Source organism: Micromonospora parathelypteridis (assembly GCF_014201145.1).
In the GTDB taxonomy this organism is placed as follows: domain Bacteria; phylum Actinomycetota; class Actinomycetes; order Mycobacteriales; family Micromonosporaceae; genus Micromonospora; species Micromonospora parathelypteridis.
Genome location: NZ_JACHDP010000001.1, coordinates 1,867,498 through 1,892,307, shown reverse-complemented (window position 1 = coordinate 1,892,307; position 24,810 = coordinate 1,867,498). Strand labels below are relative to the sequence as shown.

The following is a 24,810-nucleotide window of genomic DNA, read 5'->3' as shown; positions in this document are numbered from 1 at the left end:
GCGGTTGATGGCCGGTCACGCGCCGGCCGGGCCACTGCGGCTGCGCAACTTCGTCGGCGGCGAGTTCGTCGACGGTGGGTCGACGTTCGCCAAGGCCAGCCCGGTCACCGGCGAGCAGGTGTTCGAGGTGGTCGAGGCGTCGAAGTCCACCGTGGACGATGCGGTGGCCGCCGCCCGGGCCGCCCTGCGCGGGCCGTGGGGCCGGATGGGCGAGCGGGAACGCGCCGAGGTGCTGCGCCGGGTCGCCGACGAGTTGGAGCGCCGCTTCGACGACCTGGTCGCCGCCGAGGTCGCCGACACCGGCAAGTCCATCGCCCAGGCCCGCACGCTGGACATCCCGCGTGGCGCGGCGAACTTCCGGGCGTTCGCGGAGATCGTGGCGACCGCCCCCACCGAGTCGTTCACCACCGTCACCCCGACCGGCGGTCGGGCGCTCAACTACGCGCTTCGCAAACCGGTCGGCGTGGTCGCCGTCATCGTGCCGTGGAACCTGCCACTGCTGCTGCTCACCTGGAAGGTGGCCCCGGCGCTGGCCTGCGGCAACGCCGTCGTGGTCAAGCCCAGCGAGGAGACGCCCGCCTCGGCGACGTTGCTCGCCGAGGTGATGGCCGCCGCCGGCGTACCGGCCGGGGTGTTCAACCTGGTGCACGGGTTCGGGCCCGACTCGGCCGGCGAGTTCCTCACCCGCCACCCGGGAGTCGACGCGATCACCTTCACCGGCGAGTCGGCCACCGGCGGCGCGATCATGCGGGCTGCCGCCGACGGAGTGAAGGCGGTGAGCTTCGAGCTGGGCGGCAAGAACGCCGGCCTGGTCTTCGCCGACGCCGACCTGGACGCCGCGGTGGCCGGCTCGATGCGTTCCAGCTTCACCAACGGCGGGCAGGTCTGCCTCTGCACCGAACGCCTCTACGTGCAGCGCCCGGTCTTCGAGGAGTTCACCGGCCGGCTCGCGAAGCGCGCGGGCGAGCTGGCGTACGGCTGGCCGACCGACGAGGCCACCGCCACCATGCCGCTGATCTCCCACCAGCACCGGGCGAAGGTGCTCGGCGCATACGAGTTGGCCCGCGCCGAGGGCGCCGAGGTGCTGACCGGCGGCGGCACGCCCACCTTCGGTGACGCCCGTGACGGCGGGTCGTACGTGCAGCCGACCGTGCTCACCGGGCTCGGCCCCGACGCGCGTACCAACCGGGAGGAGATCTTCGGCCCGGTGGTGCACGTGGCGCCGTTCGACACCGAGGACGAGGCGTACGCGCTCGCGAACGGCACCGAGTACGGCCTGGCGGCGACCGTGTGGACCCGGGACGTGGGCGTCGCCCACCGAGCCGGAGCGCGGCTCGACGCCGGCATCGTCTGGGTCAACACGTGGTTCCTGCGCGACCTGCGTACCCCGTTCGGCGGGGTGAAGGCGTCCGGCATCGGCCGCGAGGGCGGCGTGCACTCGTTGAACTTCTACTCCGAACTCACCAACGTCTGCGTGGACCTGTCGTGAGCGCACCGCAGCGAGGAGCGGACATGGAACCCGACATCGAGGCCGCCAACCGGGAGTTGGCCGACGCCCGCAACACCGGCAAGCCGTGCCCACCGCTACGCGGTCGGCTGCTGCCGGAGGGGGACGTCGAGTCCGCGTACCGTGTGCAGCAGCTCCAGGCGCGGGCCTGGCAGGGCCGCGGTGAGCGCCGGGTCGGCGCGAAGATCGGGCTGACCTCCCGGTCGGTGCAGGAGACCTTCGGGGTGTTCCAGCCCGACTTCGGGATGCTGACCGACGCCATGGCGGTCGGCGACGGGGTCGAGGTGGCCATCGACCGGCTGCTCCAGCCCCGGGTCGAGGCGGAGATCGCGTTCGTGCTCGACAAGGACCTCCCGGACCCACAGATCACGACGGTCGACCTGATCGGCGCGGTCGACTACGTGCTGCCGGCGATCGAGATCGTCGACTCGCGCATCGCCGCCTGGGACATCTCCATCGTGGACACGGTCGCCGACAACGCCTCCAGCGGGCTCTACGTGCTCGGCACGACGCCGCGTCGGCTCGCCGACATCGACCTGCGGCTCTGCGGGATGGTGCTCGAGCACGCCGGTGAACCGGTCTCGGTGGGCGCCGGCGCGGCCTGCCTGGGCAACCCGCTGCACGCCGTGCAGTGGCTGGCCGGCACCCTCGCCCGCGCCGGTGACCCGCTGCGCGCGGGCGACGTGGTGCTCTCCGGCGCGCTCGGCCCGATGGTGCCGGTCACCCCCGGTGCCGCCTACGAGGCGCGAATCTCCGGGCTGGGCTCGGTGCGCACCTGCTTCAGCAAGGGAGGCAACCAGTGACCGGAGTGGCGGTGCTGGGATCGGGAAACATCGGCACCGATCTGATGATCAAGGTGTTGCGGCTCAGCAGCGAGCTGCGGATGGTGGCGATGGCCGGCATCGACCCGGCGTCCGACGGTCTGGCCCGGGCCCGCCGGCTCGGCGTGGCCACCACCGCCGACGGCGTGGACGGGCTCGTGGCGATGCCCGAGTTCGCCGACGTCGAGCTGGTCTTCGACGCCACCTCGGCCGGCGCGCACCGGCACCACGACGAGGTGCTGCGGGCGCACGGCCGCACGGTTGTCGACCTCACCCCGGCCGCGCTCGGCCCGTACGTGGTGCCGCCGGTCAACCTCGACGAGCACCTGCACGAGCCGAACGTCAACATGGTGACCTGTGGCGGTCAGGCGACCGTGCCGATCGTCGCCGCCGTCCGCCGGGTCACCCCGGTGGCGTACGGGGAGATCGTCGCGTCCATCGCGTCCCGCTCCGCCGGGCCGGGCACCCGGGCCAACATCGACGAGTTCACCGAGACCACGGCCCGGGCCATCGAGGTCGTCGGTGGCGCCGAACGGGGCAAGGCGATCATCGTGTTGAACCCGGCGGACCCGCCGCTGCTGATGCGCGACACCGTCTACTGCCTCTGCCCGGACGCTGACGCCGACACCGACGCCATCGCCGCCTCGGTGGCGGACATGGTGGCGTCGGTGCAGGAGTACGTCCCCGGCTACCAGCTCAAGCAGGACGTGCAGTTCGACCGGGTCGAGGCCTACCTGCCGACACTCGGGCGGCAGCTCACCGCGCTGCAGGTGTCGGTGTTCCTGGAGGTATCCGGTGCCGGGCACTACCTGCCGGCGTACGCCGGCAACCTGGACATCATGACCTCCGCCGCGTTGCGCACCGCCGAGCGGCTGGTAGCGCTGCGTTCTTCGGAGGTGGCCGCGCGATGACCGAGCTGTACATCCAGGACGTGACGCTGCGCGACGGCATGCACGCCATCGCCCACCAGTACACCGTCGAGCAGGTACGCACCATCGCCGCAGCGCTGGACGCCGCCGGCGTCGCCGCCATCGAGGTGGCACACGGTGACGGGCTCGCCGGTTCCAGCGTCAACTACGGCCACGGCGCTGCCAGCGACGCCGAGTGGATCTCCGCCGCCGCCGAGGTGTTGACCACGGCGAAGTTGACCACCCTGCTGCTGCCGGGCATCGGCACGATCGCCGACCTGAAGGCCGCCAAGGCGCTCGGGGTGACCAGCGTCCGCATCGCCACCCACTGCACGGAGGCCGACATCTCCGCCCAGCACATCTCCTGGGCCCGGGAGAACGGCATGGACGTGGCCGGGTTCCTGATGATGTCGCACATGAACGACGCCGCCGGGCTCGCCGGGCAGGCCAAACTCATGGAGTCGTACGGGGCGCACTGTGTCTACGTCACCGACTCCGGTGGTCGACTGTTGATGTCGGACGTGGCGCAGCGGGTCGACGCGTACCGGCAGGTCCTCGCTCCGGAGACGCAGATCGGCATCCACGCCCACCACAACCTGTCCCTCGGGGTCGCCAACAGCGTGCTCGCCGTCGAGCACGGTCGGGTCACCGGGCCCGGGATGGCCGGACCCGACGCACCGCACGGCCGGACCGTCCGCGTCGACGCGTCCCTCGCCGGCATGGGCGCGGGTGCCGGCAACGCCCCGCTGGAGGTCTTCGTCGCGGTCGCCGAGCTGCACGGCTGGAAGCACGGCTGCGACGTGTTCGCGCTGATGGACGCGGCCGACGACATCGTCCGCCCGTTGCAGGACCGGCCGGTCCAGGTGGACCGGGAGACGCTCTCCCTGGGGTACGCGGGGGTCTACTCCAGCTTCCTGCGGCACGCCGAGCGCGCCTCCGCGAAGTACGGCGTGGACGTCCGTTCGATCCTGGTCGAGCTGGGCCGGCGTCGGATGGTCGGCGGCCAGGAGGACATGATCGTGGACGTGGCACTCGACCTGGCCGGCAAGGAGCAGCAGTCATGATTGGACCGGACGTCGCGGGGATCGCCGAGAGGTTGGGCGCGGCTGCCGACGCGGCCACCGCCATCCCGCAGCTCGCCGCCGAGACCGGCCTCGACGTGGACGCCGCGTACGCCGTGCAGGCCGCCCTGCTCCAGCGCCGCCTCGACGCCGGTCAGCGGCTGGTCGGGCTGAAGATGGGGCTCACCAGCAAGGCGAAGATGGCCCAGGTCGGCGTCGACGAGGTGATCTGGGGACGGCTCACCGACGCGATGCGGGTGCCCGACGGCGGTGCCGTGGACCCGGCCGCGTACATCCATCCCCGGGTCGAGCCGGAGGTGGCGTTCCTGCTGGACCGGCTGCCCGAGCCGGGTGAACCGGTCGGCGACTTCGCCAGCGCGGTCCGCGCGGTCGCCCCGGCCATCGAGTTGATCGACTCCCGGTACGCCGACTTCCGTTTCTCGCTGCCGGACGTGATCGCCGACAACACCTCGGCCGCCGCGTTCGTGATCGGGCCGTGGTCGCCGGTGCCCGCGGGGCTGGACAACCTCGGCGTACTGCTGGAGGTCGACGGGCGGGTGGCGCAGGTCGGCTCGACCGCGGCGATCCTCGGCGATCCGCGCCGGGCCCTCGACGAGGGCATCCGGTTGGCCGGCCGGCACGGGGTGCGGTTGCAGTCCGGCTGGGTCTTCCTGGCCGGCGCCGCAACCGCTGCGGTGCCGCTGCGTCCTGGCGCCCATGTCCGTGCTGTCGTCGAGAAGCTCGGCACTGCCTCTCTGCGGGCTTCGTCATGACCGCGCGGGTGGTGGCTGGGAAGGCTGTGCCGCGGGGGGCTTTTCCGCACGTCAAGGTCGCGGGCGGGTTCGTCTTCGTCTCCGGTACGTCGTCGCGGCGGCCGGACAACAGCTTCGCCGGCGTCTCCGTCGACGAGTTGGGGACGACGAACCTCGACATCCGGGTGCAGACGCGGGCGGTCATCGAGAACGTGCGGGACCTGCTGCGCTCGGTCGGGGCGGACCTCACCGACCTCGTCCAGGTGACGTCGTACCTGGTCAACATGAACGACTTCGGTGGCTACAACGAGGTGTGGGCGGAGTTCTTCGACGCGTCCGGCCCGACCCGCACGACGGTGGCGGTGCACCAGTTGCCGCACCCGCACCTGCTCATCGAGATCCAGGCCGTGGCCCTTCTTCCCTCCGGAGGTCAGTCGTGAGCGAGATTGCCGAGCCGTTCAGCTTTCCAGGCTGGATCGCGGACAACCAGCACCTGTTGAAGCCGCCGGTGGGCAACAAGGAGATGTTCCCCGGCGGGGACGACTTCATCGTGATGGTGGTCGGCGGGCCCAACCAGCGCACCGACTTCCACGTGGACCCGTACGAGGAGTTCTTCTACCAGGTCAAGGGCAACATGCACATCAACCTGATGACCCCGGAGGGTCCGCGTACGGTGCACGTGCGCGAGGGCCAGATGTGGATGCTGCCGCGCAACACCCCGCACTCGCCGCAGCGGCCCGAGGCCGGCTCGATCGGTGTGGTCGTCGAGCGGGTCCGGGAGGAGGGCACGCTGGAGACGTTCCAGTGGTACTGCCCCGGGTGCGGCAACAAGGTGCACGAGGTGGAGCTGCAGGTCCGCGACATCGCCGCCGACCTACCGCCGGTGTTCCAGGCGTTCTACGCCGACGAGCAGGCGCGCACCTGCGCCACCTGCGGCACCCTGCACCCGGGCAAGGGCTGATGCCGGCAGGTGTGGTGGACGTGCACACGCACGTCGTACCGAAGGGTTGGCCGGACCTCGGCGCAGCGTGCGGCGGGTCCGGTTGGCCGTGGCTGCGGGTCGACTCCGAGCGGGCCGCCATGATCATGGTGGGGGAGACCGAGTTCCGCCCGGTCGGCGCCGAGTGCTGGGACGCGTCGCGCCGACTGGCCGACATGGACGCCGACGGCGTGGACGTGCAGGTGGTCTCGCCGACGCCGGTCTTCTTCAGCTATGACCGCCCGGCCGACCAGGCGGTGAAGGTCGCCCGGATCTTCAACGACCTGACCCTGGAGGTCACCGCCGCCGGGGGCGACCGCCTGGTGCCGTTCTGCCAGGTGCCCCTGCAGGACCCGGACGCCGCCTGCGCCGAGCTGGACCGGAGCCTGGCCGCCGGGCACGTGGGGGTGGAGATCGGCAACCACGTCGGCGACCGGGACCTCGACGACGCCGGGGTGGTCACCTTCCTCCAGCACTGCGCCCAGGTCGGCGCGCCGGTCTTCGTCCATCCGTGGGACATGCCGGGCGGTCCGCGGCTGGACCGGTGGATGGCCCGTTGGCTCACCGGGATGCCCGCCGAGACGCACCTGTCGGTGCTGGCGATGATCCTGGGCGGCGTCTTCGACCGGGTGCCGGAGTCGCTGCGGATCTGCTTCGCACACGGCGGTGGCAGCTTCCCGTTCTGGCTCGGCCGCGCCGACAACGCCTGGCACCGCCGCGGCGACCTGGTCCGTGGCGCGTCCGCCGGCCCGCCCAGCAGCTACGTCGACCGGTTCAGCGTCGACTCGGTGGTCTTCGCGTCGCCCGCGCTGCGGCTGCTGGTCGACACCCTGGGGGAGGACCGGGTGCTGGTCGGCAGCGACTACCCGTACCCGTTGGGCGAACGACCGGCCGGCGCGGTGGTCCGCGACGCCGACTTCCTCACCGACGCCCAGCGGGACAAGCTCCTGTCCGGCAACGCCCTGCACTTCCTCGGCCGGTCGGACACCACCTGATCGGCGGACGTCGTGTCGGCCGTCGACGGGCGTTCCCAGCGGGCAGGATGAGGGCATGTCCGAGCCGCACGACCTGACCGCGTTGGAGCAGGCCGCCGCGATATCCCGCGGCGAGCTGTCCAGCGTCGACCTGGTCGAGCACTACCTGCGCCGGGTGGCAGCCCTCGGCGACACCGTGGGCGCGTTCGTCACCGTCACGCCGGATCTCGCCCGGGAAGCCGCCCGGGCAGCCGACTCCGCGCCCGTCGAGGCCCGGGGCCCGCTGCACGGCGTACCGACCGCGTTCAAGGACCTGACGCTCACCGCCGGCGTCCGCACCACCTTCGGCTCGGCCGCTTTCCGTAACTTCGTCCCACCGGTCGACGCCGACGTGGTCCGGCTCATCAAGGCCGCCGGTCTGGTCAGCCTGGGCAAGACGACCACCTCCGAGTTGGGCTGCTCGCTCTACTCCGAGGGCCGGGTCGCGCCCCCGGCCCGCAATCCGTGGGAGCTGGCGTACACCGCGGGTGGTTCCAGTGGCGGCGCGGCGGCGGCGGTGGCGGCCGGGCTGGTCCCGGTCGCCCAGGGGTCCGATGGCGGCGGCTCGCTCCGCATCCCGGCGTCGCTCTGCGGCCTCGTCGGCTACAAACCCAGCCGAGGCCTGGTCTCCGGCGGGCCGCTCGGCTCCGGCGCGTTCGGCCTGCCCACCAGCGGCCCGCTCGGGCGGACCGTCACCGACGTCGCCGCACTGCTCGACGTCATGGCCGTCCCGGTCCCCGGCGAGCCCTACCTGCCACCGCCCACGCCGCCCGGCGGCTACCTGACCGCCGCTCGCCAGGCCGCGCCCGGCCCGCTGCGGATCGGCCGGTTCACCACGCCGATGCTCGCCGACGAACCGGTGCACCCCGACTGCGTGGCCGCCGTGGACCGGGCCGCCGCGCTGCTCACCGCGGCCGGCCACGAGGTGGTCGAGGTGCCGCCGCCGCTCGGGCCGGCGGCGTGGCCGCTGTTCGAGATCCTCTGGTACGTGCTGGCGCTCACCCCGGTGCCCCCGCAGCTCGAAGCGGAGCTGCTGCCGCTGACCCGGCTGCTGCGGGCCCGGGGCGCCGAGATCTCCGCCGGCACCCTGGCCGCCACTCTCGGCGAGTTGCAGGCGCAGGTCCGCCTCGGTGCCCGTCGCACCGCCGGCTGCGATCTCCTGCTCTGTCCCACCCTGGCCGCACCGCAGGCGCCCGTCGGCTGGTTCACCGCCGACGGTGACCCGGCGGCGGACTTCGACCGGCAACGCCGCTTCTCGCCCTACTGCGCCATTTTCAACGTCACCGGCGATCCCTCCGTCTCCCTGCCGCTCGGCACCACCACCGACGGCCTGCCCGTCGGGGTGCTGCTCACGGGCCGGTACGGCGACGACGCGCGGCTCATCGCTACCGCTGCGCAACTGGAAGACTCCAGTGACGGATGGGATCGGCACCCCGCAATCTGGCGGGCCGCCGACTCCGCTAACGTGAATGGTGACGGAGTCGGGCGGTCGGCATCATGATCGTCCATCCGACCCGACTGTTCGAGGTCGTCCTTCTTCCGCCTGGGGGCGTTGGGATTGTCTGTTACCGAGACGTTGCTGGTCTTCGTCGGCATCCCGGTGGCCGCGGTGCTGGTCATCGCCGGCCTGTCGTACGTCGGTAGCCGTGGTGGTGCCACCGGCGGTGGCGGGGGCGCCAAGCGCTACCGGCCGGGCCGGCCCTTCGACTTCACTCCGGTCTGGTTCCTGGGCCGCCCGGAGCAGCTGGCCGACTCGGCCGGCACCGCGCTGACGGCGGGGGCGCAGGCGCCCGCGCTGACCAGCCACAAGCTTGAGCAGGCCAGCGTCGAGGCGCCGGCCGGTGGAACCGGAGGCGCAAGTGACCGTTGGTGAGAAGCAGGCCGGGTCGGAAAATCCGCCCGAGGTGCTCGACGGGCCGTTCTCAACCCGCCAGCTGCTGCGCATCGACGAGGCGCTGCGCCTGGCCGACCAGGGCACCGGGCTGGTCTTCTCGGTCTTCGTCGGCGGTCTCGACGAGCCCATTCGCGAGCACGCCCAGCGGCTGCACCGCCAGCTCGCCGACCCCGACAAGTCGGTGCTGATCGCCGTGTCACCCAACCAGCGTCAGCTGGAGGTCGTCACCGGGCGCTACGCCCGCAAGCGCATCCCCGACACGTACGCGAAGCTGGCCGCGCTCTCCATGGTCGGCGCATTCAGCGGCGGTGACCTGGCCGGCGGCATCATCAACGGCCTCGACCAGCTCGCCAGCCACGCCGGCAAGGGCTGACCCGCTCCACCCCAAGCGCCGCACGCCGCGCTGTGTCGCACGCCGCCACGCAAGATCGTGCTCGATCCATGAAGTAGGGGCTTCCGCCGCGTCGGAGGCCCCTACTTCCATGTTCGAGCGTGATCTTCCCTGGCGGGGCCTGATCGTCACGGCTGAGCGTGCCCGGTGAGCACCACCGGACCGGCGTTGGCCCGGGCCGCCGGCGCCGGACAGAGAAACGACGTCGGCCCGGGTCGGCGCGGGTTTGTACCCACGCCGACGCCGGGCCGCGTACTTCCTGGTCAGGCCTGCTGGGCGTCCTTCGCGCGGGCCTTGAGCGCGCGGACCACGCCGTCGCGGCCCTCGGCGACCAGCCGGCGCAGCGGGGCGGGGTACCCGTCACCGGCCAGCCACGCGTCGGTGGCCGCGACCGTGTCGTCGTCCACCAGGTAGGTCGGGTAGGCCAGCTGGGCGAACTCCTGTGCCGGCTCGCTGTCCCGGGTGGCCCACACCTGGCCGACCGCAGCGAAGTACCGATCGCGGTACGGGGCAACCAGTTCCACCTGCGCCGGGTGGGCGAGGCCCTGCAGGAGCGCCCGGTGGCGCCAGTTGGGCAGCGCGTCCGGGCCGGTCAGCAGCGCCCAGACGGCCGCCTTGTTCTCTGCCGTCGGCACCAGCGCGTGCGCGTACGCCGCCTCCCGCTCGCCGCTGGCGGTGCGGTCGTTGACCAGCTCCGCCTCGATCTCGGCGGTGCCGGCGGCACCGTTGGCGACCAGCGCGGCGAGAACCGACCAGCGCAGCTCGGTGTCCACGGTCAGGCCGGCCGGCGCACCGTTGCCGTCCAGCCAGCCGCGCAGCGTGGCCAGGTCGTCCTCGGAGCGGGCCGCCGAGGCGTACGCACGGGCCCAGGCAAGCTGGAACCCGCTGCCGGGCTCGGCGGCGGCGAGCGCGTCACGGGCGGTACGGGCCAGCTCGGCCCAGCCGGTCGGCGCCCAGGCCGGGTCGGCGTAGAGGGTGATCGCGGTGGTCGCCTGGCGCAGGGTCGCGGTGACCAGGTTGATGTCGGTCTCCGCGGGGAGCCCGGTCAGCGCGAGCGCCACGTAGTCGCGGGCCGACAGCTCGGCGTCGCGGATCATGTCCCATGCCGCGGTCCAGCACAGTGCCCGCGCCAGCGACGACTCGAAGCCACCGATGTGCTGCACCACGGTCGCCATCGAACGGTCGTCGAGGCGCAGCTTGGTGTAGCTCAGGTCGTCGTCGTTGAGCAGCAGCACATCGGCGGCCCGCTTGCCGCGCAGCTCGGCGAGGTCGGTCCGCTCGCCGGTCACGTCGACCTCGTGCCGCTCGCGGCGGACCAGCCGCCCGTCGGTCAGGTCGTACAGGCCAACGCCGATCCGGTGCGTACGCAGGGTCGGGTACGCCGCCGGCGCCTCCTGCCGCACCACCACCTGCTCGTACGTTCCGTCCGCGCCGATCGTCACCTCGGGCCGCAGCGTGTTGACCTGTGCGGTCTCCAGCCACTGCGCGGCGAACTTGCGCAGCTCCCGGCCGGACGCGGCCTCCAGCTCGGTGAGCAGGTCGTCGAAGGTGGCGTTGCCCCAGGCGTGCTTGCCGAAGTAGGCCCGCAGCCCGGCGACGAACGGTTCCTCACCCACGTACGCGACGAGCTGCTTGAGCACGCTCGCGCCCTTGGCGTAGGTGATGCCGTCGAAGTTGACCTCGACGGCCTCCATGTCCGGCATCTCGGTGTAGACCGGGTGGGTGGAGGAGAGCTGGTCCTGCCGGTAGCCCCAGTTCTTCCGGATGGACAGGAACGTCGTCCACGCCTCGTTGAACCGGGTCGCGTGGGTGTTGCACCAGTGGCTGGCCCACTCGGCGAACGACTCGTTCAGCCACAGGTCGTTCCACCAGCGCATGGTGACCAGGTCACCGAACCACATGTGGGCCAGCTCGTGCAGGATCGTGTTGGCCCGCTGCTCGTACTCGAAGTTGGTGACCTGCGAGCGGAACAGGTAGTGCGACTCGGCGTGCGTCACGCAGCCGAAGTTCTCCATCGCGCCGGCGTTGAAGTCGGGCACCCAGAGCTGGTCGTACTTCGGCAGCGGGTAGCGCACGCCGAACTTCTCGTGGAAGAAGTCGAAGCCCTGCTTGGTGATCAGGAACAGGTCGTCGGAGTCCAGGTACTGCGCCATCGACGCCCGGCAGAAGGCCCCCAGGTCGATGCCGTCGTGACTGTCGCGCACCTCGTGGTACGGCCCGGCGCACATCGCCGTGATGTAGGTGCTCATCCGGGGCGACTCGGTGAAGTGCAGCGTCTTGAGCCCCTCACCTGCCGGCTCCTCGCGCTGCACGGGCATGTTGGACACCGCGCGCCAGTGCGCCGGAACGGTGGCGTGCCAGGTGTAGACGCTCTTCAGGTCGGGCTGGTCGAAGCAGGCGAACACCCGCTGCGCGTCGGCCGTCTCGAACTGGCTGTAGAGGTACGTTTCGCCGTCCACGGGGTCGACCGTGCGGTGCAGACCCTGGCCGCTGTTGGAGAAACCGAAGTCGGCGTCGACCACCAGGGTGTTGTCGCTCTCCAACCCGGACAGGACGAGGCCCTTCTCGGCCGACCAGTTGGTGAGGTCGACCGGCGCGCCGTTCAGGGTCGCGGAACGCACCGACTCGGCGGCCAGCTCGATGAACGTGCTCGCTCCCGGCTCGGCGCAGCGGAACCGGACCTCGGTCGTCGACCGGAACGTGCGGCCGTCGGCGGCCAGCACGGCGGTCGACAGGTCCAGACTGATGTCGTACCCCGTCACGTTGAGCAGGCGGGCCCGCTCGGTCGCCTCGACCTGCGTCAGGTTGCGCACTCCCGGCACTGTTCGTCTCCATCCCACATTTCGCCGTACGCCCGGCGGCGCCCGTCCGCCAACCGCTCGTGGCGGCCAGCCCGATCCGAGTCTTCCACGTACGGGCAGCCCGCGGTGGCCGAGGTCACGCTCTCATTCGGGTGCCGATGAATGCACCGCGGGGTGAAGATTCTCTTGAGACGTCGGGCTTCCGGCGCCATTCCGCCGCGAAGGGACCTCACCGTGAGCGATCGTGTCACCGCCGACATGTGGTTCGACCCGGCCTGCCCGTGGGCGTGGATCACGTCCCGCTGGCTGCTCGAGGTCGAGAAGGTCCGGGACGTGGACATCCGCTTCCACGTGATGAGCCTGGCCGTGCTCAACGACGGCCGGGACGAGCTGCCCGAGGAGTACAAGACGTTCCTGAAGACCGCCTGGGGCCCGGTGCGGATCTGCATCGCCGCCGAGCAGCGGTACGGCGGCGACGTCCTGCGCAAGCTCTACACCGCGCTCGGCACCCGGATCCACCTCGGCAAGGAGGAGCGGGGTCAGGAGCTGTACGTCGCCGCGTTGACCGATGCCGGCCTGGACCCGGCGCTGGCCGCGGCCGCCGACAGCACCGAGTACGACGAGGCGCTGCGGGCCAGCCACGAGGCGGGTATGCGCCCGGTCGGGCAGGACGTCGGCACTCCGGTCGTCCACGCGCCCGGCCCGGACGGCACCCCGGTCGCGTTCTTCGGCCCGGTGATCACCCCGGCGCCGAAGGGGGAGGCCGCCGGTCGACTCTGGGACGGCGTGCTGCTGGTCGCCGGTACTCCGGGCTTCTACGAGCTCAAGCGCACCCGTGAGCAGGGCCCGATCTTCGACTGACGGGCCGGGAAGGGTCCCCTGCGCGGGTGAACAGGGGACCCTTCCGACCGGGCACCCCACGACGACTCGCTCGGCGTGTCGCGGCACAGCGGGGTCTGCCCCCGTCACCGGGAGACCGCCGGGCTCGTTGGCCTGCATGTCCGCCGCAGCGACCCGCAGGGCCGCACCCCGCAGCTCGTGGAGGCATTCCCGATGGCCAAGCACCGTGCGTCCGGTGACGATCAGCTGACCCGGCAGGGGGTGATCGAGACTCCCGGCGCGGCCTACTGGTCGGTCGACGACTCCCGCTGGCCGACGGTCCGCCCCGACCTGCCCGCCCACGTGGCGGAGCTGCTCGCCCCGCCGATCGTGGTCGGCGTGGCCCGGGTTCCGGTGACCTCCCGCCTGACCCCGCCGGCCGACGATGCTTCGGCCGATGCTCCGGCACCGCTCGCCGATTCCGTGTCGCCGCCAGCGCCGGTTCTCGACTCTCTGCCGCCGGTCCCGGTCGTGCCTGCTCTCGTACCGTCGGCTCCGGTCCTTCCGTCGGCGGCCGCGCCGGCCGAACCCGCGCCGCCTCCGCCGGCACCCACCACCCCGCGTCCGGTGCCGACGCCGCCGCTGAACCCGCGGCCCGTCCCGTCGCCGCCTCCCGAGCGTCCGGTGCCGGGGCCGCCCGCGTCGCCCCGCCGCGCGGTGAACACCGGGCCGGCCGTGACCGGCCGACGGGGCAACGGCGGGCCGGCGACGGCAGGCAGGCACCGCCGGGGCGCGTCCGACCGCGCCAGCTGACCGACCTCGGCACTTTTTCATCTGGTGGACGCCGCGCGGGTCCCCGTCGGCGGCGACATCGTCGCCGGTAGCGTCAGTGGGCATGACGGTCGTGCATCCGATCTCCCGGGCCTGGGTCACCACTGGTGGCACCGGCGCGCAAAACTACGACGAGTTCGCCGACGACGCGGAGATCACCGCGATCATCGAGGCGAACCCGCACAGTGCTCTCGGCATCGAGATGCCGCAGCGCGCCCCGCAGAGCCTGGGCAAGTCGTTCCTCGACGCGCTGCCGGACGCGGTGGCCCGCCTCGCCGAGGCCAAGGCCGACGGCAGCTACACCCCCGCCGAGCAGGTGGTGGTGCTCTACCGGATCAGCGCGCCCGGCGAGGAGCCGGCGTACGGGCTGTTCGCGATGGTGGACACCGACCAGATCTCCACCCGGGCCGACGAGCCGGGCCTGGTGATCCGTAACGAGGACGTCTTCATCGCCAAGGTCCGCGAGCGGGTGGCGCTGGCCGACGCGCTGGGCCACCTGCTCTCCCCGGTGCTCCTGCTGCAGACCGGGCGGGGCGACGAGCTGCACGCCGCCCTCGCGGCGGCGACCGACACGGCCGGGGCGCCCGCCGCGACGGACACCGACCAGGCGGGGCGCACGCATGCCATCTGGCTGCTCGGTCCCGGCCCGGAGCAGGCCACGCTGACCGCCCTCGCCGGTGGCGGGGAGCTGGTCGTCGCCGACGGTAACCACCGCAGCCTGGCCGCCCAGACCGGCGGGCTGCCGCGCTTCCTGGCCGTGGTCACCACCCCCGCGTCGGTCGCCATCCAGCCGTACAACCGGCTGGTCAGCGAGCTGACCACCACACCGGCCGAGCTGCTCGACCGGCTGCGGGCCGCGGGCGCCGAGGTCGAGCCGATCGACGGCCCGGTCGAGGTCCCGGCGGCCGGCGGCACCGTGCACCTTCGCCTCGACGGCCAGGGGTACGCGGTGCGCCTGCCCGCCACGGCCGCAGGTGACCTGGAGAACCTGGACCACGCCCTGGTCGAGCGGCTGCTGCTGCGCGACGCGCTCGGGCTGGACCCGGGCGACAAGCGGATCACCTACGTCGGCGGTGACTACCCGGCGAGCTGGCTCACCGGGGAGGTCGACGCCGGGCGGGCCGAGCTGGCCGTCCTGATCGCGCCGGTGACGGTGGGCGACTTCGTCGCGGTCAATCTGGCCCGGGAGAAGATGCCGCGCAAGAGCACCTGGTTCACCCCGAAGGCGCGCGGCGGTATGGTCGTCGCCGAGCTGCCGCGCTGAGCGGCCTCGCACCCGACCGTGTGACGAACCCGGCTCTCCGACGCCGCCCGTGCGACGTCGGAGAGCGCGGCCTGACAGACTGCCCGGTATGCGCGTCTACCTGGGATCCGATCACGCCGGTTTCGAGTTGAAGGTGCACCTGGCCAACCACCTGGCCATGCAGGGGTACGACGTGGTCGACGTCGGTCCGCACGGCTACGACCCGGACGACGACTACCCGACGTTCTGCCTGCACACCGGCGACCAGGTGGTGGCGGACGAGACGGGCCTCGGGGTGGTCATCGGTGGATCCGGCAACGGCGAGCAGATCGCCGCGAACAAGGTCGCCGGGGTCCGCGCCGCGCTGGCCTGGAACGTGGAGACCGCTCAGCTGGCCCGCCAGCACAACGACGCGAACGTGGTAGCGGTCGGCGCCCGCCAGCACACTTTGGACGAGGCCACCGGCATCGTCGAGGCATTCCTGAACACGCCGTTCTCCGGCAACGAGCGGCATGCCCGCCGGATCGCCCAGGTGGCCGAGTACGAGCAGACCCGGCAGCTGCCCGACCTGCCCTGACCCGACCGGCGGTCAGCGCGGCGAGCGGGGCAACTCCTCGCGGGGCACCCAGTTACGTCGGACGACCACCACCCGGGCCTCCGCCTCGGCCAGGTCGTCGTCGGTGGGGCGGGCGGCGTCCCGGGCCCGCAGCGCGGCGCTCAGCCCCACCTGGGACGAGCCCGAACCGACCAACCCGCGCAGCCCGCGCTCGCCGTCGCGCTCGTCGCCGCCCGGGCTCCTGCGGCGCGGCGACGGGTTGTCACTGGCCGGCGCGCCCGCGGTGCTGGGCCTCGGGCCGTCGTCGCCCCGACCCGCCGACTCGGCGTCGGGGTGGTGGCGCAGCCGTCGCCGTCGTCGGTCGTGGTCACCCATCAGCCGACCGTACCCCGCTGGGCGTGCGATCCGGCACTGTCGTGCCGGCCCGCGTCTCGGGCGGGTTCGGCGGCCTGTTTGCCGGCTGGCTACCCTCGAATCCAGGCGGTGGTGATGCCGTCGGTCAGGGGGAGGACGAGATGGCAGACCAGACGCAGCCGTGGGCGGAGCGGACCGTGGAGGTGCCACCGCAGGCCGGCGTCGGGGTGCCGCCGCAGCGCGATGGGTTCCGCCGGGGCGTGGCCCCGGTGGGTCAGCCGCGCAGCCCGCGGACCGAACCGTTCCCGGTGGTCGAGCAGGAGCCGACCGGCACCGGATGGCCCGGCGGGCCGGTCCCGCGCCGGTCGCTGAGCTGGCGGATGGCGCAGCTGCGTCGTGGCGGTGAGTGGAGTGCCGCCGCGGGGCTCTTCGCGTTCGTCTGCTGGGGGATCTGGGCGCTCTCCGGCCAGGGTGACCTGAGCGGCCCGCTGCTGGTGCTGGTGCTGAGCCTGCTGGTGGCGGTCGGCCTGTTCGCCCTGTCCCGGTTTGTCGGCCGGGTGGTGCTGGAGCGGCAGTTCGGGCGGGTCCGCCGCAGCGCCCGAGGTGCGCACCTGGCGACGGCGGTGTTCCTCGCCGGCCTGGGCGTGGCGTGGCTCCAGCAGACCGAGTGGGTCGTCTCGGCGTGGAACTGGATCTCCTCGAACTGACGGACCGGGGAACGCCGGGCGGGCAGGCCTTCGCCGCCCGCCCGTGCGCCCGGTCGCGGCGCGCCGCGACACCGGTCGTCTCCCCACCAGGCAAGGCCGCTGCTTACCCGGCCGGCCACGGTTCATCCGTGGCCGGCCGGTCTGTCTCACGCCCCGTTCGGTCGGATCGCCGCCGGGAGCTCTGGCGGCGATCCGACCGCGCCGGTCAGCCGGCGGCAGACTCGGCGGCGTAGTCGCGGGCTACCCGGACCATTTCCACCAGCCCGCCGGCGTACTCCTGGGACTCGCCGTGCGCCTCGTCGAACGGCGGCTGGAAGCCGACGGCCTCCCACTCGCTGGTGGCCGCATTCCACCTGTCGTTGCCGACCTCGAAGTCCCACGCGAAGATGCCCAGCTCGTAGTAGAGCTGGTCGGCCGAGTTGCCGGCCGCGGAGTAGAGCACGTCGGCGACCGGACCGGTCTGCGACGGCCAGGTGACGGTGCCGCGTTCCTGTGCGATGGCGCCGACGATCCGCCGGGCGCTGTTGAGGAACAGCGTCGACTCGTCGATCGACGGCCGGGGCAGGGTGATCCGCCCGTCGGCCCGGTACGCCCCGGGCGGCCACATGAAGTACCCGCCGTAGGAGTGGACGTTCATCGCGAACTTGATGTTCGGGTGGGCCTGGGCGAGCGCGATGACGTTGCTGCTCTCCGCTTCGGACAGTTCGGCGGTGCCCGCGTAGGTGCCGGAGAGGCAGTTGGCGCTGGCGCCCACGTAGCCGTCGAAGTACGACCCGACGGTGTAGTTGCGGTTGAGGTCGACGCCCCACGAGGTGCGGTTCTTCGGGTCGCGGGCCGCTCCGGTGCAGTGGTTGACCAGGTTCTTGCGCTGGAAGTTGAAGTCGTTGAACGAGTAGTTCGCGCCATCCGGGTTGACCGTCGGGATGACGAAGATGTCGACCTGCTCCAGCAGCTCACGGGTGGCCGGGTCGGTGCGGGCGTTGGCCAGCATCCGCTCGGCGAACTCCAGCGTCACCAGCGGCGTGGCCCACTCCCGGGCGTGTTCCTGGGAGTACGCGAGCACCCCCACCCGGGAGCCGTCCCGGTGCACACCGAGGCGCAGGGCCTGCACCGTCCACGGCCGCGCCGGCACCTCGGTGCCCTGGAGGCCGTCGTCGAGCCGGGCGGGTCCGGCGACCGGCATGGGCAGCCCGGCCGAGCCGTCCTCGACGGTGGCCCGGAACCGGTTTGGTTGGCGGGCGTTGATCGCCGCCGCGACCTCGTCGGTGGTGCTCACCGTCTTGCCCGCGGTGTCGGTGGCCAGCGAGACCGTGAGGACGCGGTCGCGGTAGCCGACGGTCAGTGGGCGGTTTCGCCGACCCGGGTCGACCGTCCGCACCTGTACGCCGTTCATGCTCTGGTCGCCGAAGCGGACCGACTCGACCACCACGGCGGCCACCGCCGGGTCGCCCAGATAGGCGGCGGCGGTGCGCCGGTATCCCTGGGTCTTGTTCGGCAGGTCGATCACGTCGACCAGGCCCCGGTACTGGCGGGCCAGTCGCTTGATCCGCGCCTGGATGTCGATCGGCGTCAGGTACGCGTCGATGAAGTCCTTCTGGTAGCCGGCCGGCAGGGGCGGCGGGGTGGCATTCGGCCAGAGTGCCGGCGTGACCGCCCGGCTGACCCCGCCGAGGCTGGAGGTGGCGGTCAACTGAACCGGCCGATTCGGCACCGGCTGGGGAAGCGCGTAGTGGTACTGGTACTCGCCGGAGTCCTCGAACCGCGACAGCGGGAACGATCCGGTGGCGCCGTCGGACGTCCGCCAGCTGACGGTGATCTCCACGTCCGGGTCGTCGGTGGCGGTGGTGGCCACCTGGGCCTGCAGGAAGGTCTGCCCACCCGTGGTCCACCAGTACGCCTGCTGCACCTGGAGGGTGTCCACGGCCGCGGCGGCGGTGGTCCGTTGGCCGGCCGCCGGAGCGCGCAGGCCGGCAGCGGTGCGGGCCTGAGCCGCGCGGACGCTGTCGGCGTAGCGCTGGCTGCCGTCCTCGGCACGCTGCACGACCTGGACCGCGGTCGCGCCCTGCGAGGTCAGCTCGGCGAGCTGCGCGCCGGTCAGCACCAGGTCGGCGAGGATCCGCCCGTCCCGGGTCCGGGGCCGGTTGGCCAGGTCCGCGCCGGCGGCGACCAGCCGGTCGAGCTGTGCCTGATCGCGTAGCTGTACGCGGACCAGGGCGGTTTCCGTGGTGCTCAGGGTGATTGGTGTGGCCGGATCGGCGGGTGCCGCACTTCCCGGACCAGGGTGGGACAGCACTGCGCTGAACAGGATCGCTGTTGTGGCGGCAGCTGTCCACCGTCGTCGGACGATCATGTGCCCTCCTGACGGACATCGATGTCTTGGTCCCACACCAGTGCATAGATCGATATCTGTCAAGGTCGGCACCGCCGAACGCGGTTGTAGCCTCCGGACACCGTTTCTCGTTGATCTCAGAAGAAGCGCGAGTTCAGGAGCAACCGTCTGGGCCAGACCCCGCGTGACTATCTCGAAACCGGGGAACGGAGGCCTGAATGAGCGATCGCGACGAGGCGTTCGCCGAGTACTTTGCCGCACGGTCCGATGCCATGCGCGGCACCGCGTACCTGCTGTGCGGCGACTGGCACCGGGCCGAGGACCTGGTCCAGACCGCGTTCGTCAAGCTCTACCGGGTCTGGAATCGGATCTCGCGACACGAGGTGCTCGACAGCTACGTGCGCCAGATCCTCATCCGGACATTCCTCGACGAGCGGCGCCGCGGCTGGTGGCGGCGCGAACGGGTGGGGGTCGACAACGCCGAGCAGATGGCCGCCCCCGACTCGCCGGAGAGTCGGTTGGTGCTGCTCCAGGCACTGGCCTCCGTCGCGCCGCGCCAGCGGGCCGTACTGGTTCTCCGCTACTGGGAGGACCTTTCGATCGAGGACGTCGCGGCGCTGCTGGGGTGCTCTCCAGGGACGGTGAAGAGCCAGGCAGCACGCGGGCTCGACACGCTGCGCGGCCTCCTGGCCCCCACCGAAAGCGGGATCGAGATGGGGAAGCGATGAACGGAGAAGAGTTGCGCGACGCGTTGCGCAGCGAGATGGCGAGCACGACCCCGCCACCACCATTGAGTACGGGGGCAATGCTCGGCGCGGCACGGCGGGCGCACTTCCGCCGCCGGGCGGTGTGGGCGTCGCTCGGATCGGCGGCGGTGGTGTTGGCGGTGACCGGCTTCGCGGCCGTCGCCAACCCGGGTGGTGGCCGGGTCTACCAACCGGCGGGTGGCGGTCTACCGGCCGGGCCGGATTCCGGGGACACCAAGCAGGCGTGGCCGACCGGGCCGGACGGTCGCCCGCAGGAGGACCGGACCGCGCGGGCCGGAACCAAGCACGATCAGGGAGTTCGACTGCTCAACGAGGTCGTCTCCGTCGTGCCCGCCGGCTACACCAAGCCGGACGACCCCGCGAACCAGCCCGCCGAGCAGAGGACGCTGCGGACCCACCAGGCACAGTTCGAGGACAAGGTGAACGGCGTCGACCTGTGGAGTTACATGTCCTCGGTCGCCGTGGCCCAGGGCAACGGCACCGGGCGCGTGATCGTCGAGGTGCACGACGCCGGCAACCCGCTGCCGACCGAGCCGTGCGAGCTGGCCCAGAACTTCTGGGGCATGCAGGGCGAGTGCCAGGTCGAGACGATCGGAGCGGCGAAGGTCGGCGTGGTGGTCCGACCGGACAGCGACGACCGGCTCGACCAGTGGTCGGCGTACCGGCACCCGGATGGCGTGGTGGTCTTCGTGGCGCAGGGCGCGAGGCTCGACGAGAACCAGCCGGCGTTGAAGAATCTGCCGTTCTCCGTACCGGAGTTGGCGGCCCTCGCGGTCGACGAGCGGTTCCACCTGAAGTGACGCGGTGACCCGGCCTCGCCGGGTGGGCCCAGGTGCCGCGGTCGCGGTCCACCTGGGTCCTCGGGCGTCTGACGGGCGACCCCTCGGCGGTAGCCTCGGGCCTCATGAGCTGGTTGCCTGCCGACTTCGTCCACCCTGTCCACGTGCCCGTGCCGCACACCGCGCTTCACCTGCGGCCGATCCGGGAGGCGGACACCGCCATCGACTACCCCGCCGTGATGGGCTCCCGGGAGCGCCTGTGGGAGATCTTCGGCCCGGCCTGGGGGTGGCCCCCGGAGACGATGACCTATGAGGAGGACCGCGTCGACCTGCTGCGGCACGAGAAGGAGATAGCCGCGCACGAGTCGTTCAACTACGCGCTGCTGGACGAGGAGGAGACGGCGATCCTCGGCTGTGTCTACATCGACCCGCCCGAGCGCACCGGCTCCGACGGCGAGGTCTCCTGGTGGGTGGTGGACGACCTCGTCGGCGGCGAGGTGGAGCGCGCGCTCGACGCGCTGGTGCCGCAGTGGATCGCCGCCGACTGGCCCTTCCAGCAGCCCCGTTTTCTGGGCCGTGACATCTCCTGGCAGGACTGGCTCGCGCTGCCGCGCCTCTCGTGACACGTTCGAGGTGGGCGACCGGCCCGGGACTGGCGATGTGGCCTCTGACCTGGGCCGGAGGCCGTTGGAGCGGGCGACGAGAATCGAACTCGCGTAGTCAGTTTGGAAGACTGAAGCTCTACCATTGAGCTACGCCCGCGTGCACCCCGCCACTGCGGGACGCGCTGACAGCGTACCCAATCGCAGTGCCGACCGCGCAGCCGCACCACCGCCCCGGCCTCAAGATCCGCGCAACATCGGGGATGTTGCGGCCTCGACCCGCCGGGAAGCAGCACTTTCCCCGAAGTTGCGCGGATCTTGGGACCGAGCCGGGCCGGCGCGCGGGCCGCGGGCGGCGCGGAGCGCAGGTGGGCAGTAAGAGTGCTTTCAGCGGATATGTCCAGGTGGGGGGTCCCCCGGCACCGCCTGAGTCGCGCCGACGGCATAGACTGCACGTCGCCACGGGGTGTGGCGCAGCTTGGTAGCGCACTCGCTTTGGGAGCGAGGGGCCGTGGGTTCAAATCCCGCCACCCCGACTGTCGTCCGCGGCCGATCCGCCCCGGGTGCCGCCCAGTGCGGTCCCCGGGCGCTGCCGGTGCGTCAGGCCGGCTCACCTACACTCGATGGGCTGAATCACGCCCAGACTCAACTGAGATCCGTCAAGGAGTACGCCTGTGAAGAGCACCGTCGAGACTCTGAGCCCGACGCGCGTGCGGCTCGCCATCGAGGTGCCGTTCGTCGAGCTCGAGCCGAGCCTCAAGAAGGCGTACCGGGAGATCGGTTCGCAGGTCCAGGTTCCGGGCTTCCGCCGGGGCAAGGTGCCGACCGCGGTGATCGACCAGCGGGTCGGCCGGGGCACCGTCCTCAACGAGGCGGTCCAGGAGGCCATCCCGGAGAACATCCTCGCCGCGGTTCGCGAGCACGACCTGAAGACGCTGGGGCGTCCCGAGGTCGAGATCACCGAGTTCAACGACGGTGACTCGCTGAACTTCACCGCTGAGGTCGACGTCCGTCCGGAGATCACCATCCCGGACGCGACCACCCTCGAGGTGACCGTCGACGAGCTGCAGATCGACGAGAGCGAGATCGACGAGCAGGTGAAGAACCTGCGGGAGCGTTTCGCGACCCTGAAGACCGTCGAGCGGGCCGCCGCCGAGGGTGACTACGTCCAGATCGACCTGAACGCCACCGTCGACGGCGAGGACGTGCCGGGCGGCCAGGCGAGCAACATCTCCCACGAGGTGGGCAGCAAGCAGCTGCTGCCGGGCCTCGACGAGGCCGTGGTCGGTCTCGCCGCCGGCGAGGACACCACCTTCACCACCCAGCTGGTCGGCGGCGACCTCGCCGGTCGGGACGCCGAGGTGGCCGTGACCGTGCGCACGGTCAAGGAGAAGGAGCTGCCCGAGCTGAACGACGAGTTCGCCCAGATGGCGAGCGAGTTCGACACGATCGAGGAGCTGCGCGGCGACCTGCGGGCGCGGGTCACCCAGGGCAAGCAGGTCGAGCAGATCTACGCCGCCCGCGACAAGGCGCTCTCGCAGCTCGTCGAGGCCGCCGAGATCCCGGCGCCGGAGGGTGTCGTCCGCGAGGAGGTCGCCAGCCGTAAGCAGGCGATGATCGACCAGTTGGAGCGCATCGGCGCCTCGATGGAGGAATACCTCGCGGCCGAGGAGAAGACCGAGGAGCAGATCGACGCCGAGCTGACCGAGGCGGCGACCGAGGGCGTCAAGGTCCAGCTCCTGCTGGACACTCTGGCTGACGCGGAGGACGTGGAGGTCTCCGACGACGAGTTCGGGCACGAGATCGTGCACCGGGCGCAGCGTGCCGGGATGGCCCCTCAGCAGTACTACGACCAGCTGGTGCGCTCCGGCGCGGCCGCCGCGGTCTTCGGCGACGTGCGGCGGGGCAAGGCGCTCGCAGCCGTCATGGAGCGGATCACGATCAAGGACTCGGCCGGCAACGAGGTCACCCTGGACGCGCTGCGCGCCGCCAACGAGGCGGAGCACAACCACGCCCACTGATCGTCGGGTGCGGCCGCCGTCCGCCGCTGTGCGGTGGACGGCGGCCGAATCCTTTCCGGGGTACGCCCGGAAGCCCGCGCCGCGGGTGCTCCCGACACAGCTGCGCTGAGAGCGAACAGTGCCCCGACCGGGACTCTGCCGCCTCCCACAGCGGTTAGTGTCGGGAAAGACGGTACGGAGAGCGAAGGGCTGCCATGACCGACATGCACATCCCCAAGAAGTCGCTCCGGGCGATTGACGCGCGCGGTGGCGACTCCATTGGCAACCTCGACGACTCGGTCTACAACCGGTTGCTCAAGGAACGCATCATCTTCCTGGGCAGTGAGGTGACCGACCAGGTCGCCAACCGCATCTGCGCGCAGCTGCTGCTGCTCGCCGCGGAGGACCCGGACCGCGACATCAACCTGTGGATCAACTCGCCGGGTGGCTCGGTCTACTCCGGCATGGCGATCTACGACACCATGCAGTTCATCGACAACGACGTGTCGACCGTGGCGATGGGCATGGCTGCCTCGATGGGCCAGCTGCTGCTCTGCGCGGGCACCAAGGGCAAGCGTTACGCCCTGCCCCACGCACGGATCATGATGCACCAGCCGTCCGGTGGTCTGGGCGGCACGGCGTCCGACATCGCCATCCAGGCGGAACAGATGCTCTACACGAAGCGGATGTTCCAGGAGCGGGTCGCGCACCACACCGGCCAAGACCAGTCGCAGATCGAGGCGGACTCGGACCGGGACCGTTGGTTCACTGCCCAGGAGGCCATGGACTACGGCTTCATCGACAAGGTGATCATCGGGGCCGCACAGGTTCCGGATGGCGCCGGGACCCTGAGCTGAGGAGCTGACGATGACCGATCTGAGCCTGCCGCCCCAGTTCGCGGCCGTGCACAACCGCTACGTGTTGCCGTCGTTCGTCGAGCGCACGTCGTACGGGGTCAAGGAGTCGAACCCGTACAACAAGCTCTTCGAGGACCGGATCATCTTCCTCGGCGTCCAGGTGGACGACGCGTCGGCCAACGACGTGATGGCCCAGCTGCTGACGCTCGAGGGCACCGACCCGGACCGCGACATCATCATGTACATCAACTCGCCGGGTGGCTCGTTCACCGCGATGACGGCGATCTACGACACCATGCAGTACGTCCGTCCGGACATCCAGACGGTCTGCCTCGGGCAGGCCGCCAGCGCGGCGGCGGTCCTGCTGTCGGCGGGCACCGCGGGCAAGCGGATGGCCCTGCCGAACTCGCGGATCATCATCCACCAGCCGGCCACCGAGGGCGGCTACGGGCAGGGCTCGGACATCGAGATCCAGGCCCGGGAGATCCTGCGGATGCGGACGCAGCTGGAGGACATGCTCTCCCGCCACTGCAACCGCCCGATCGAGCAGGTTCGCAAGGACATCGACCGTGACAAGATCATGACGGCCGAGGAGTCCAAGGAGTACGGGCTGGTCGACACGATCCTGACCAGCCGCAAGAAGGGTCTGCTGGCGACCCACTCCGCCAGCTGAGCAGTACCGGGTCAGAGGTTGGCCGGGGCACCCGTTCCCGGCCGACCTCTGACACACCCGTTTTGGGGGTCGGAGAATGCCCCGCCAGCGGGTAACGTCGGGTCCGTACCGCTTCGCCGGTTGGGCCGGCGGGGTGAACCACACCGGGCGGCACGCAGCGTCCGCA

At 71.6% G+C, this 24,810-nt stretch carries 25 protein-coding genes and 2 tRNA genes; 23 read left to right on the top strand and 4 right to left on the bottom strand.

Translation table 11 applies throughout. The features are described 5' to 3' along the window. Positions 1-7: 7 nt before the first annotated feature. Genes HNR20_RS08135 through HNR20_RS08085 form a run of 11 tightly spaced genes read left to right on the top strand, consistent with a single transcriptional unit; the run spans position 8 to position 9,308 of the window. Positions 8-1,489, top strand: a complete 1,482-nt coding sequence (locus HNR20_RS08135) for a 2-hydroxymuconic semialdehyde dehydrogenase (protein WP_184188159.1) — start codon at positions 8-10, stop codon at positions 1,487-1,489. A 23-nt stretch (positions 1,490-1,512) separates the two neighbouring features. Next, entirely contained in the window at positions 1,513-2,310 is a 798-nt protein-coding gene (locus HNR20_RS08130; RefSeq protein WP_184177836.1) for a 2-keto-4-pentenoate hydratase, read from the top strand. Next, entirely contained in the window at positions 2,307-3,239 is a 933-nt protein-coding gene (locus HNR20_RS08125; RefSeq protein ID WP_268240257.1) for an acetaldehyde dehydrogenase (acetylating), read from the top strand. The genes HNR20_RS08130 and HNR20_RS08125 overlap by 4 nt, the downstream gene beginning before the upstream one ends. Further along, positions 3,236-4,300 carry a 4-hydroxy-2-oxovalerate aldolase gene (gene dmpG, locus HNR20_RS08120; protein ID WP_184177834.1) on the top strand — a complete coding sequence of 355 codons (1,065 nt, stop codon included), beginning with the start codon at positions 3,236-3,238 and terminating at the stop codon, positions 4,298-4,300. The genes HNR20_RS08125 and dmpG overlap by 4 nt, the downstream gene beginning before the upstream one ends. Further along, complete coding sequence (locus tag HNR20_RS08115; protein WP_184177832.1) at positions 4,297-5,070, top strand: 2-keto-4-pentenoate hydratase; 774 nt, start codon at positions 4,297-4,299, stop codon at positions 5,068-5,070. Before dmpG ends, HNR20_RS08115 begins: the two co-directional genes overlap by 4 nt. Further along, positions 5,067-5,489 (top strand): RidA family protein, encoded by a 423-nt coding sequence (locus tag HNR20_RS08110; RefSeq protein ID WP_184177831.1) that lies wholly within the window; start codon positions 5,067-5,069, stop codon positions 5,487-5,489. Before HNR20_RS08115 ends, HNR20_RS08110 begins: the two co-directional genes overlap by 4 nt. Next, positions 5,486-6,010 carry a 3-hydroxyanthranilate 3,4-dioxygenase gene (locus HNR20_RS08105; protein ID WP_184177829.1) on the top strand — a complete coding sequence of 175 codons (525 nt, stop codon included), beginning with the start codon at positions 5,486-5,488 and terminating at the stop codon, positions 6,008-6,010. The genes HNR20_RS08110 and HNR20_RS08105 overlap by 4 nt, the downstream gene beginning before the upstream one ends. Then, positions 6,010-7,023 (top strand): amidohydrolase family protein, encoded by a 1,014-nt coding sequence (locus HNR20_RS08100; RefSeq protein WP_184177827.1) that lies wholly within the window; start codon positions 6,010-6,012, stop codon positions 7,021-7,023. The genes HNR20_RS08105 and HNR20_RS08100 overlap by 1 nt, the downstream gene beginning before the upstream one ends. Before the next feature lie 55 nt (positions 7,024-7,078). Further along, the gene (locus HNR20_RS08095) at positions 7,079-8,542 is read left to right on the top strand and encodes an amidase (protein ID WP_184177825.1); all 1,464 of its coding nucleotides are present in this window, start codon (positions 7,079-7,081) and stop codon (positions 8,540-8,542) included. Between the two features lie 51 nt (positions 8,543-8,593). Continuing rightward, the gene (gene ctaJ / locus HNR20_RS08090; protein ID WP_444543400.1) at positions 8,594-8,914 is read left to right on the top strand and encodes an aa3-type cytochrome oxidase subunit CtaJ; all 321 of its coding nucleotides are present in this window, start codon (positions 8,594-8,596) and stop codon (positions 8,912-8,914) included. After that, positions 8,901-9,308, top strand: coding sequence for a DUF5130 family protein (locus HNR20_RS08085; protein WP_184177823.1), 408 nt, complete (start codon positions 8,901-8,903; stop codon positions 9,306-9,308). Before ctaJ ends, HNR20_RS08085 begins: the two co-directional genes overlap by 14 nt. Before the next feature lie 281 nt (positions 9,309-9,589). Here HNR20_RS08085 and pepN read toward each other — a convergent pair whose 3' ends face one another. Beyond that, positions 9,590-12,139 carry an aminopeptidase N gene (gene pepN, locus HNR20_RS08080; protein WP_184177821.1) on the bottom strand — a complete coding sequence of 850 codons (2,550 nt, stop codon included), beginning with the start codon at positions 12,137-12,139 and terminating at the stop codon, positions 9,590-9,592. A gap of 222 nt (positions 12,140-12,361) precedes the next feature. Between pepN and HNR20_RS08075 the strand changes: the two genes are divergently transcribed. From HNR20_RS08075 to HNR20_RS08060, 4 genes are all read left to right on the top strand, one after another. Next, positions 12,362-12,988 carry a mycothiol-dependent nitroreductase Rv2466c family protein gene (locus tag HNR20_RS08075; protein ID WP_184177820.1) on the top strand — a complete coding sequence of 209 codons (627 nt, stop codon included), beginning with the start codon at positions 12,362-12,364 and terminating at the stop codon, positions 12,986-12,988. A 192-nt stretch (positions 12,989-13,180) separates the two neighbouring features. Next, complete coding sequence (locus HNR20_RS08070) at positions 13,181-13,759, top strand: hypothetical protein (RefSeq protein WP_184177818.1); 579 nt, start codon at positions 13,181-13,183, stop codon at positions 13,757-13,759. A gap of 82 nt (positions 13,760-13,841) precedes the next feature. Then, complete coding sequence (locus tag HNR20_RS08065) at positions 13,842-15,041, top strand: DUF1015 family protein (protein WP_184177816.1); 1,200 nt, start codon at positions 13,842-13,844, stop codon at positions 15,039-15,041. Positions 15,042-15,129: 88 nt separating this feature from the next. After that, positions 15,130-15,597 carry a ribose-5-phosphate isomerase gene (locus tag HNR20_RS08060; RefSeq protein ID WP_184177814.1) on the top strand — a complete coding sequence of 156 codons (468 nt, stop codon included), beginning with the start codon at positions 15,130-15,132 and terminating at the stop codon, positions 15,595-15,597. A 12-nt stretch (positions 15,598-15,609) separates the two neighbouring features. Here the strand turns inward: HNR20_RS08060 and HNR20_RS08055 are convergent, their stop codons facing one another. Then, a complete protein-coding gene (locus HNR20_RS08055; RefSeq protein ID WP_184177812.1) occupies positions 15,610-15,951 on the bottom strand; it encodes a hypothetical protein in 342 nt (113 codons plus the stop codon). Positions 15,952-16,091: 140 nt separating this feature from the next. Here HNR20_RS08055 and HNR20_RS08050 point away from each other — a divergent pair, with 140 nt between their 5' ends. Then, the gene (locus HNR20_RS08050; protein WP_184177810.1) at positions 16,092-16,637 is read left to right on the top strand and encodes a hypothetical protein; all 546 of its coding nucleotides are present in this window, start codon (positions 16,092-16,094) and stop codon (positions 16,635-16,637) included. 205 nt (positions 16,638-16,842) lie between these two features. Here the strand turns inward: HNR20_RS08050 and HNR20_RS08045 are convergent, their stop codons facing one another. Further along, entirely contained in the window at positions 16,843-18,987 is a 2,145-nt protein-coding gene (locus tag HNR20_RS08045; RefSeq protein WP_184177808.1) for a M14 family zinc carboxypeptidase, read from the bottom strand. 197 nt (positions 18,988-19,184) lie between these two features. On the opposite strand from HNR20_RS08045, the gene HNR20_RS08040 reads away from it, so the two are divergent. From HNR20_RS08040 to HNR20_RS08030, 3 genes are all read left to right on the top strand, one after another. Then, positions 19,185-19,694 (top strand): SigE family RNA polymerase sigma factor, encoded by a 510-nt coding sequence (locus tag HNR20_RS08040; RefSeq protein ID WP_184177806.1) that lies wholly within the window; start codon positions 19,185-19,187, stop codon positions 19,692-19,694. Next, positions 19,691-20,533, top strand: a complete 843-nt coding sequence (locus HNR20_RS08035; protein ID WP_184177804.1) for a hypothetical protein — start codon at positions 19,691-19,693, stop codon at positions 20,531-20,533. Before HNR20_RS08040 ends, HNR20_RS08035 begins: the two co-directional genes overlap by 4 nt. Before the next feature lie 104 nt (positions 20,534-20,637). Beyond that, positions 20,638-21,135: a GNAT family N-acetyltransferase gene (locus HNR20_RS08030; protein ID WP_184177803.1), complete on the top strand. Its 498-nt coding sequence runs from the start codon at positions 20,638-20,640 to the stop codon at positions 21,133-21,135. 65 nt (positions 21,136-21,200) lie between these two features. On the opposite strand, the gene HNR20_RS08025 is transcribed toward HNR20_RS08030, so the two are convergent. Next, a tRNA-Gly gene (locus HNR20_RS08025) sits at positions 21,201-21,274 on the bottom strand. A 302-nt stretch (positions 21,275-21,576) separates the two neighbouring features. On the opposite strand from HNR20_RS08025, the gene HNR20_RS08020 reads away from it, so the two are divergent. The 4 genes from HNR20_RS08020 (at position 21,577) to HNR20_RS08005 (ending at position 24,644) form a co-directional block, all read left to right on the top strand. Beyond that, a tRNA-Pro gene (locus HNR20_RS08020) sits at positions 21,577-21,650 on the top strand. Positions 21,651-21,788: 138 nt separating this feature from the next. Next, entirely contained in the window at positions 21,789-23,135 is a 1,347-nt protein-coding gene (tig, locus tag HNR20_RS08015) for a trigger factor (protein ID WP_184177801.1), read from the top strand. Positions 23,136-23,329: 194 nt separating this feature from the next. Continuing rightward, positions 23,330-23,971, top strand: a complete 642-nt coding sequence (locus HNR20_RS08010; protein ID WP_088988027.1) for an ATP-dependent Clp protease proteolytic subunit — start codon at positions 23,330-23,332, stop codon at positions 23,969-23,971. Between the two features lie 10 nt (positions 23,972-23,981). Further along, the gene (locus HNR20_RS08005) at positions 23,982-24,644 is read left to right on the top strand and encodes an ATP-dependent Clp protease proteolytic subunit (protein ID WP_007464109.1); all 663 of its coding nucleotides are present in this window, start codon (positions 23,982-23,984) and stop codon (positions 24,642-24,644) included. Positions 24,645-24,810: the final 166 nt, after the last annotated feature.

Excerpts from the sequence above, each read along its gene's own strand:
- HNR20_RS08135 (WP_184188159.1), top strand. The coding sequence starts at position 8 with ATGGCCGGTCACGCGCCGGCCGGGCCACTGCGGCTGCGCAACTTCGTC.
- HNR20_RS08130 (WP_184177836.1), top strand. The coding sequence starts at position 1,513 with ATGGAACCCGACATCGAGGCCGCCAACCGGGAGTTGGCCGACGCCCGC.
- dmpG (WP_184177834.1), top strand. The coding sequence starts at position 3,236 with ATGACCGAGCTGTACATCCAGGACGTGACGCTGCGCGACGGCATGCAC.
- HNR20_RS08115 (WP_184177832.1), top strand. The coding sequence starts at position 4,297 with ATGATTGGACCGGACGTCGCGGGGATCGCCGAGAGGTTGGGCGCGGCT.
- HNR20_RS08110 (WP_184177831.1), top strand. The coding sequence starts at position 5,067 with ATGACCGCGCGGGTGGTGGCTGGGAAGGCTGTGCCGCGGGGGGCTTTT.
- HNR20_RS08100 (WP_184177827.1), top strand. The coding sequence starts at position 6,010 with ATGCCGGCAGGTGTGGTGGACGTGCACACGCACGTCGTACCGAAGGGT.
- HNR20_RS08095 (WP_184177825.1), top strand. The coding sequence starts at position 7,079 with ATGTCCGAGCCGCACGACCTGACCGCGTTGGAGCAGGCCGCCGCGATA.
- HNR20_RS08070 (WP_184177818.1), top strand. The coding sequence starts at position 13,181 with ATGGCCAAGCACCGTGCGTCCGGTGACGATCAGCTGACCCGGCAGGGG.
- HNR20_RS08065 (WP_184177816.1), top strand. The coding sequence starts at position 13,842 with ATGACGGTCGTGCATCCGATCTCCCGGGCCTGGGTCACCACTGGTGGC.
- HNR20_RS08060 (WP_184177814.1), top strand. The coding sequence starts at position 15,130 with ATGCGCGTCTACCTGGGATCCGATCACGCCGGTTTCGAGTTGAAGGTG.
- HNR20_RS08055 (WP_184177812.1), bottom strand. The coding sequence starts at position 15,951 with ATGGGTGACCACGACCGACGACGGCGACGGCTGCGCCACCACCCCGAC.
- HNR20_RS08050 (WP_184177810.1), top strand. The coding sequence starts at position 16,092 with ATGGCAGACCAGACGCAGCCGTGGGCGGAGCGGACCGTGGAGGTGCCA.
- HNR20_RS08045 (WP_184177808.1), bottom strand. The coding sequence starts at position 18,987 with ATGATCGTCCGACGACGGTGGACAGCTGCCGCCACAACAGCGATCCTG.
- HNR20_RS08040 (WP_184177806.1), top strand. The coding sequence starts at position 19,185 with ATGAGCGATCGCGACGAGGCGTTCGCCGAGTACTTTGCCGCACGGTCC.
- HNR20_RS08035 (WP_184177804.1), top strand. The coding sequence starts at position 19,691 with ATGAACGGAGAAGAGTTGCGCGACGCGTTGCGCAGCGAGATGGCGAGC.
- HNR20_RS08030 (WP_184177803.1), top strand. The coding sequence starts at position 20,638 with ATGAGCTGGTTGCCTGCCGACTTCGTCCACCCTGTCCACGTGCCCGTG.
- HNR20_RS08010 (WP_088988027.1), top strand. The coding sequence starts at position 23,330 with ATGACCGACATGCACATCCCCAAGAAGTCGCTCCGGGCGATTGACGCG.
- HNR20_RS08005 (WP_007464109.1), top strand. The coding sequence starts at position 23,982 with ATGACCGATCTGAGCCTGCCGCCCCAGTTCGCGGCCGTGCACAACCGC.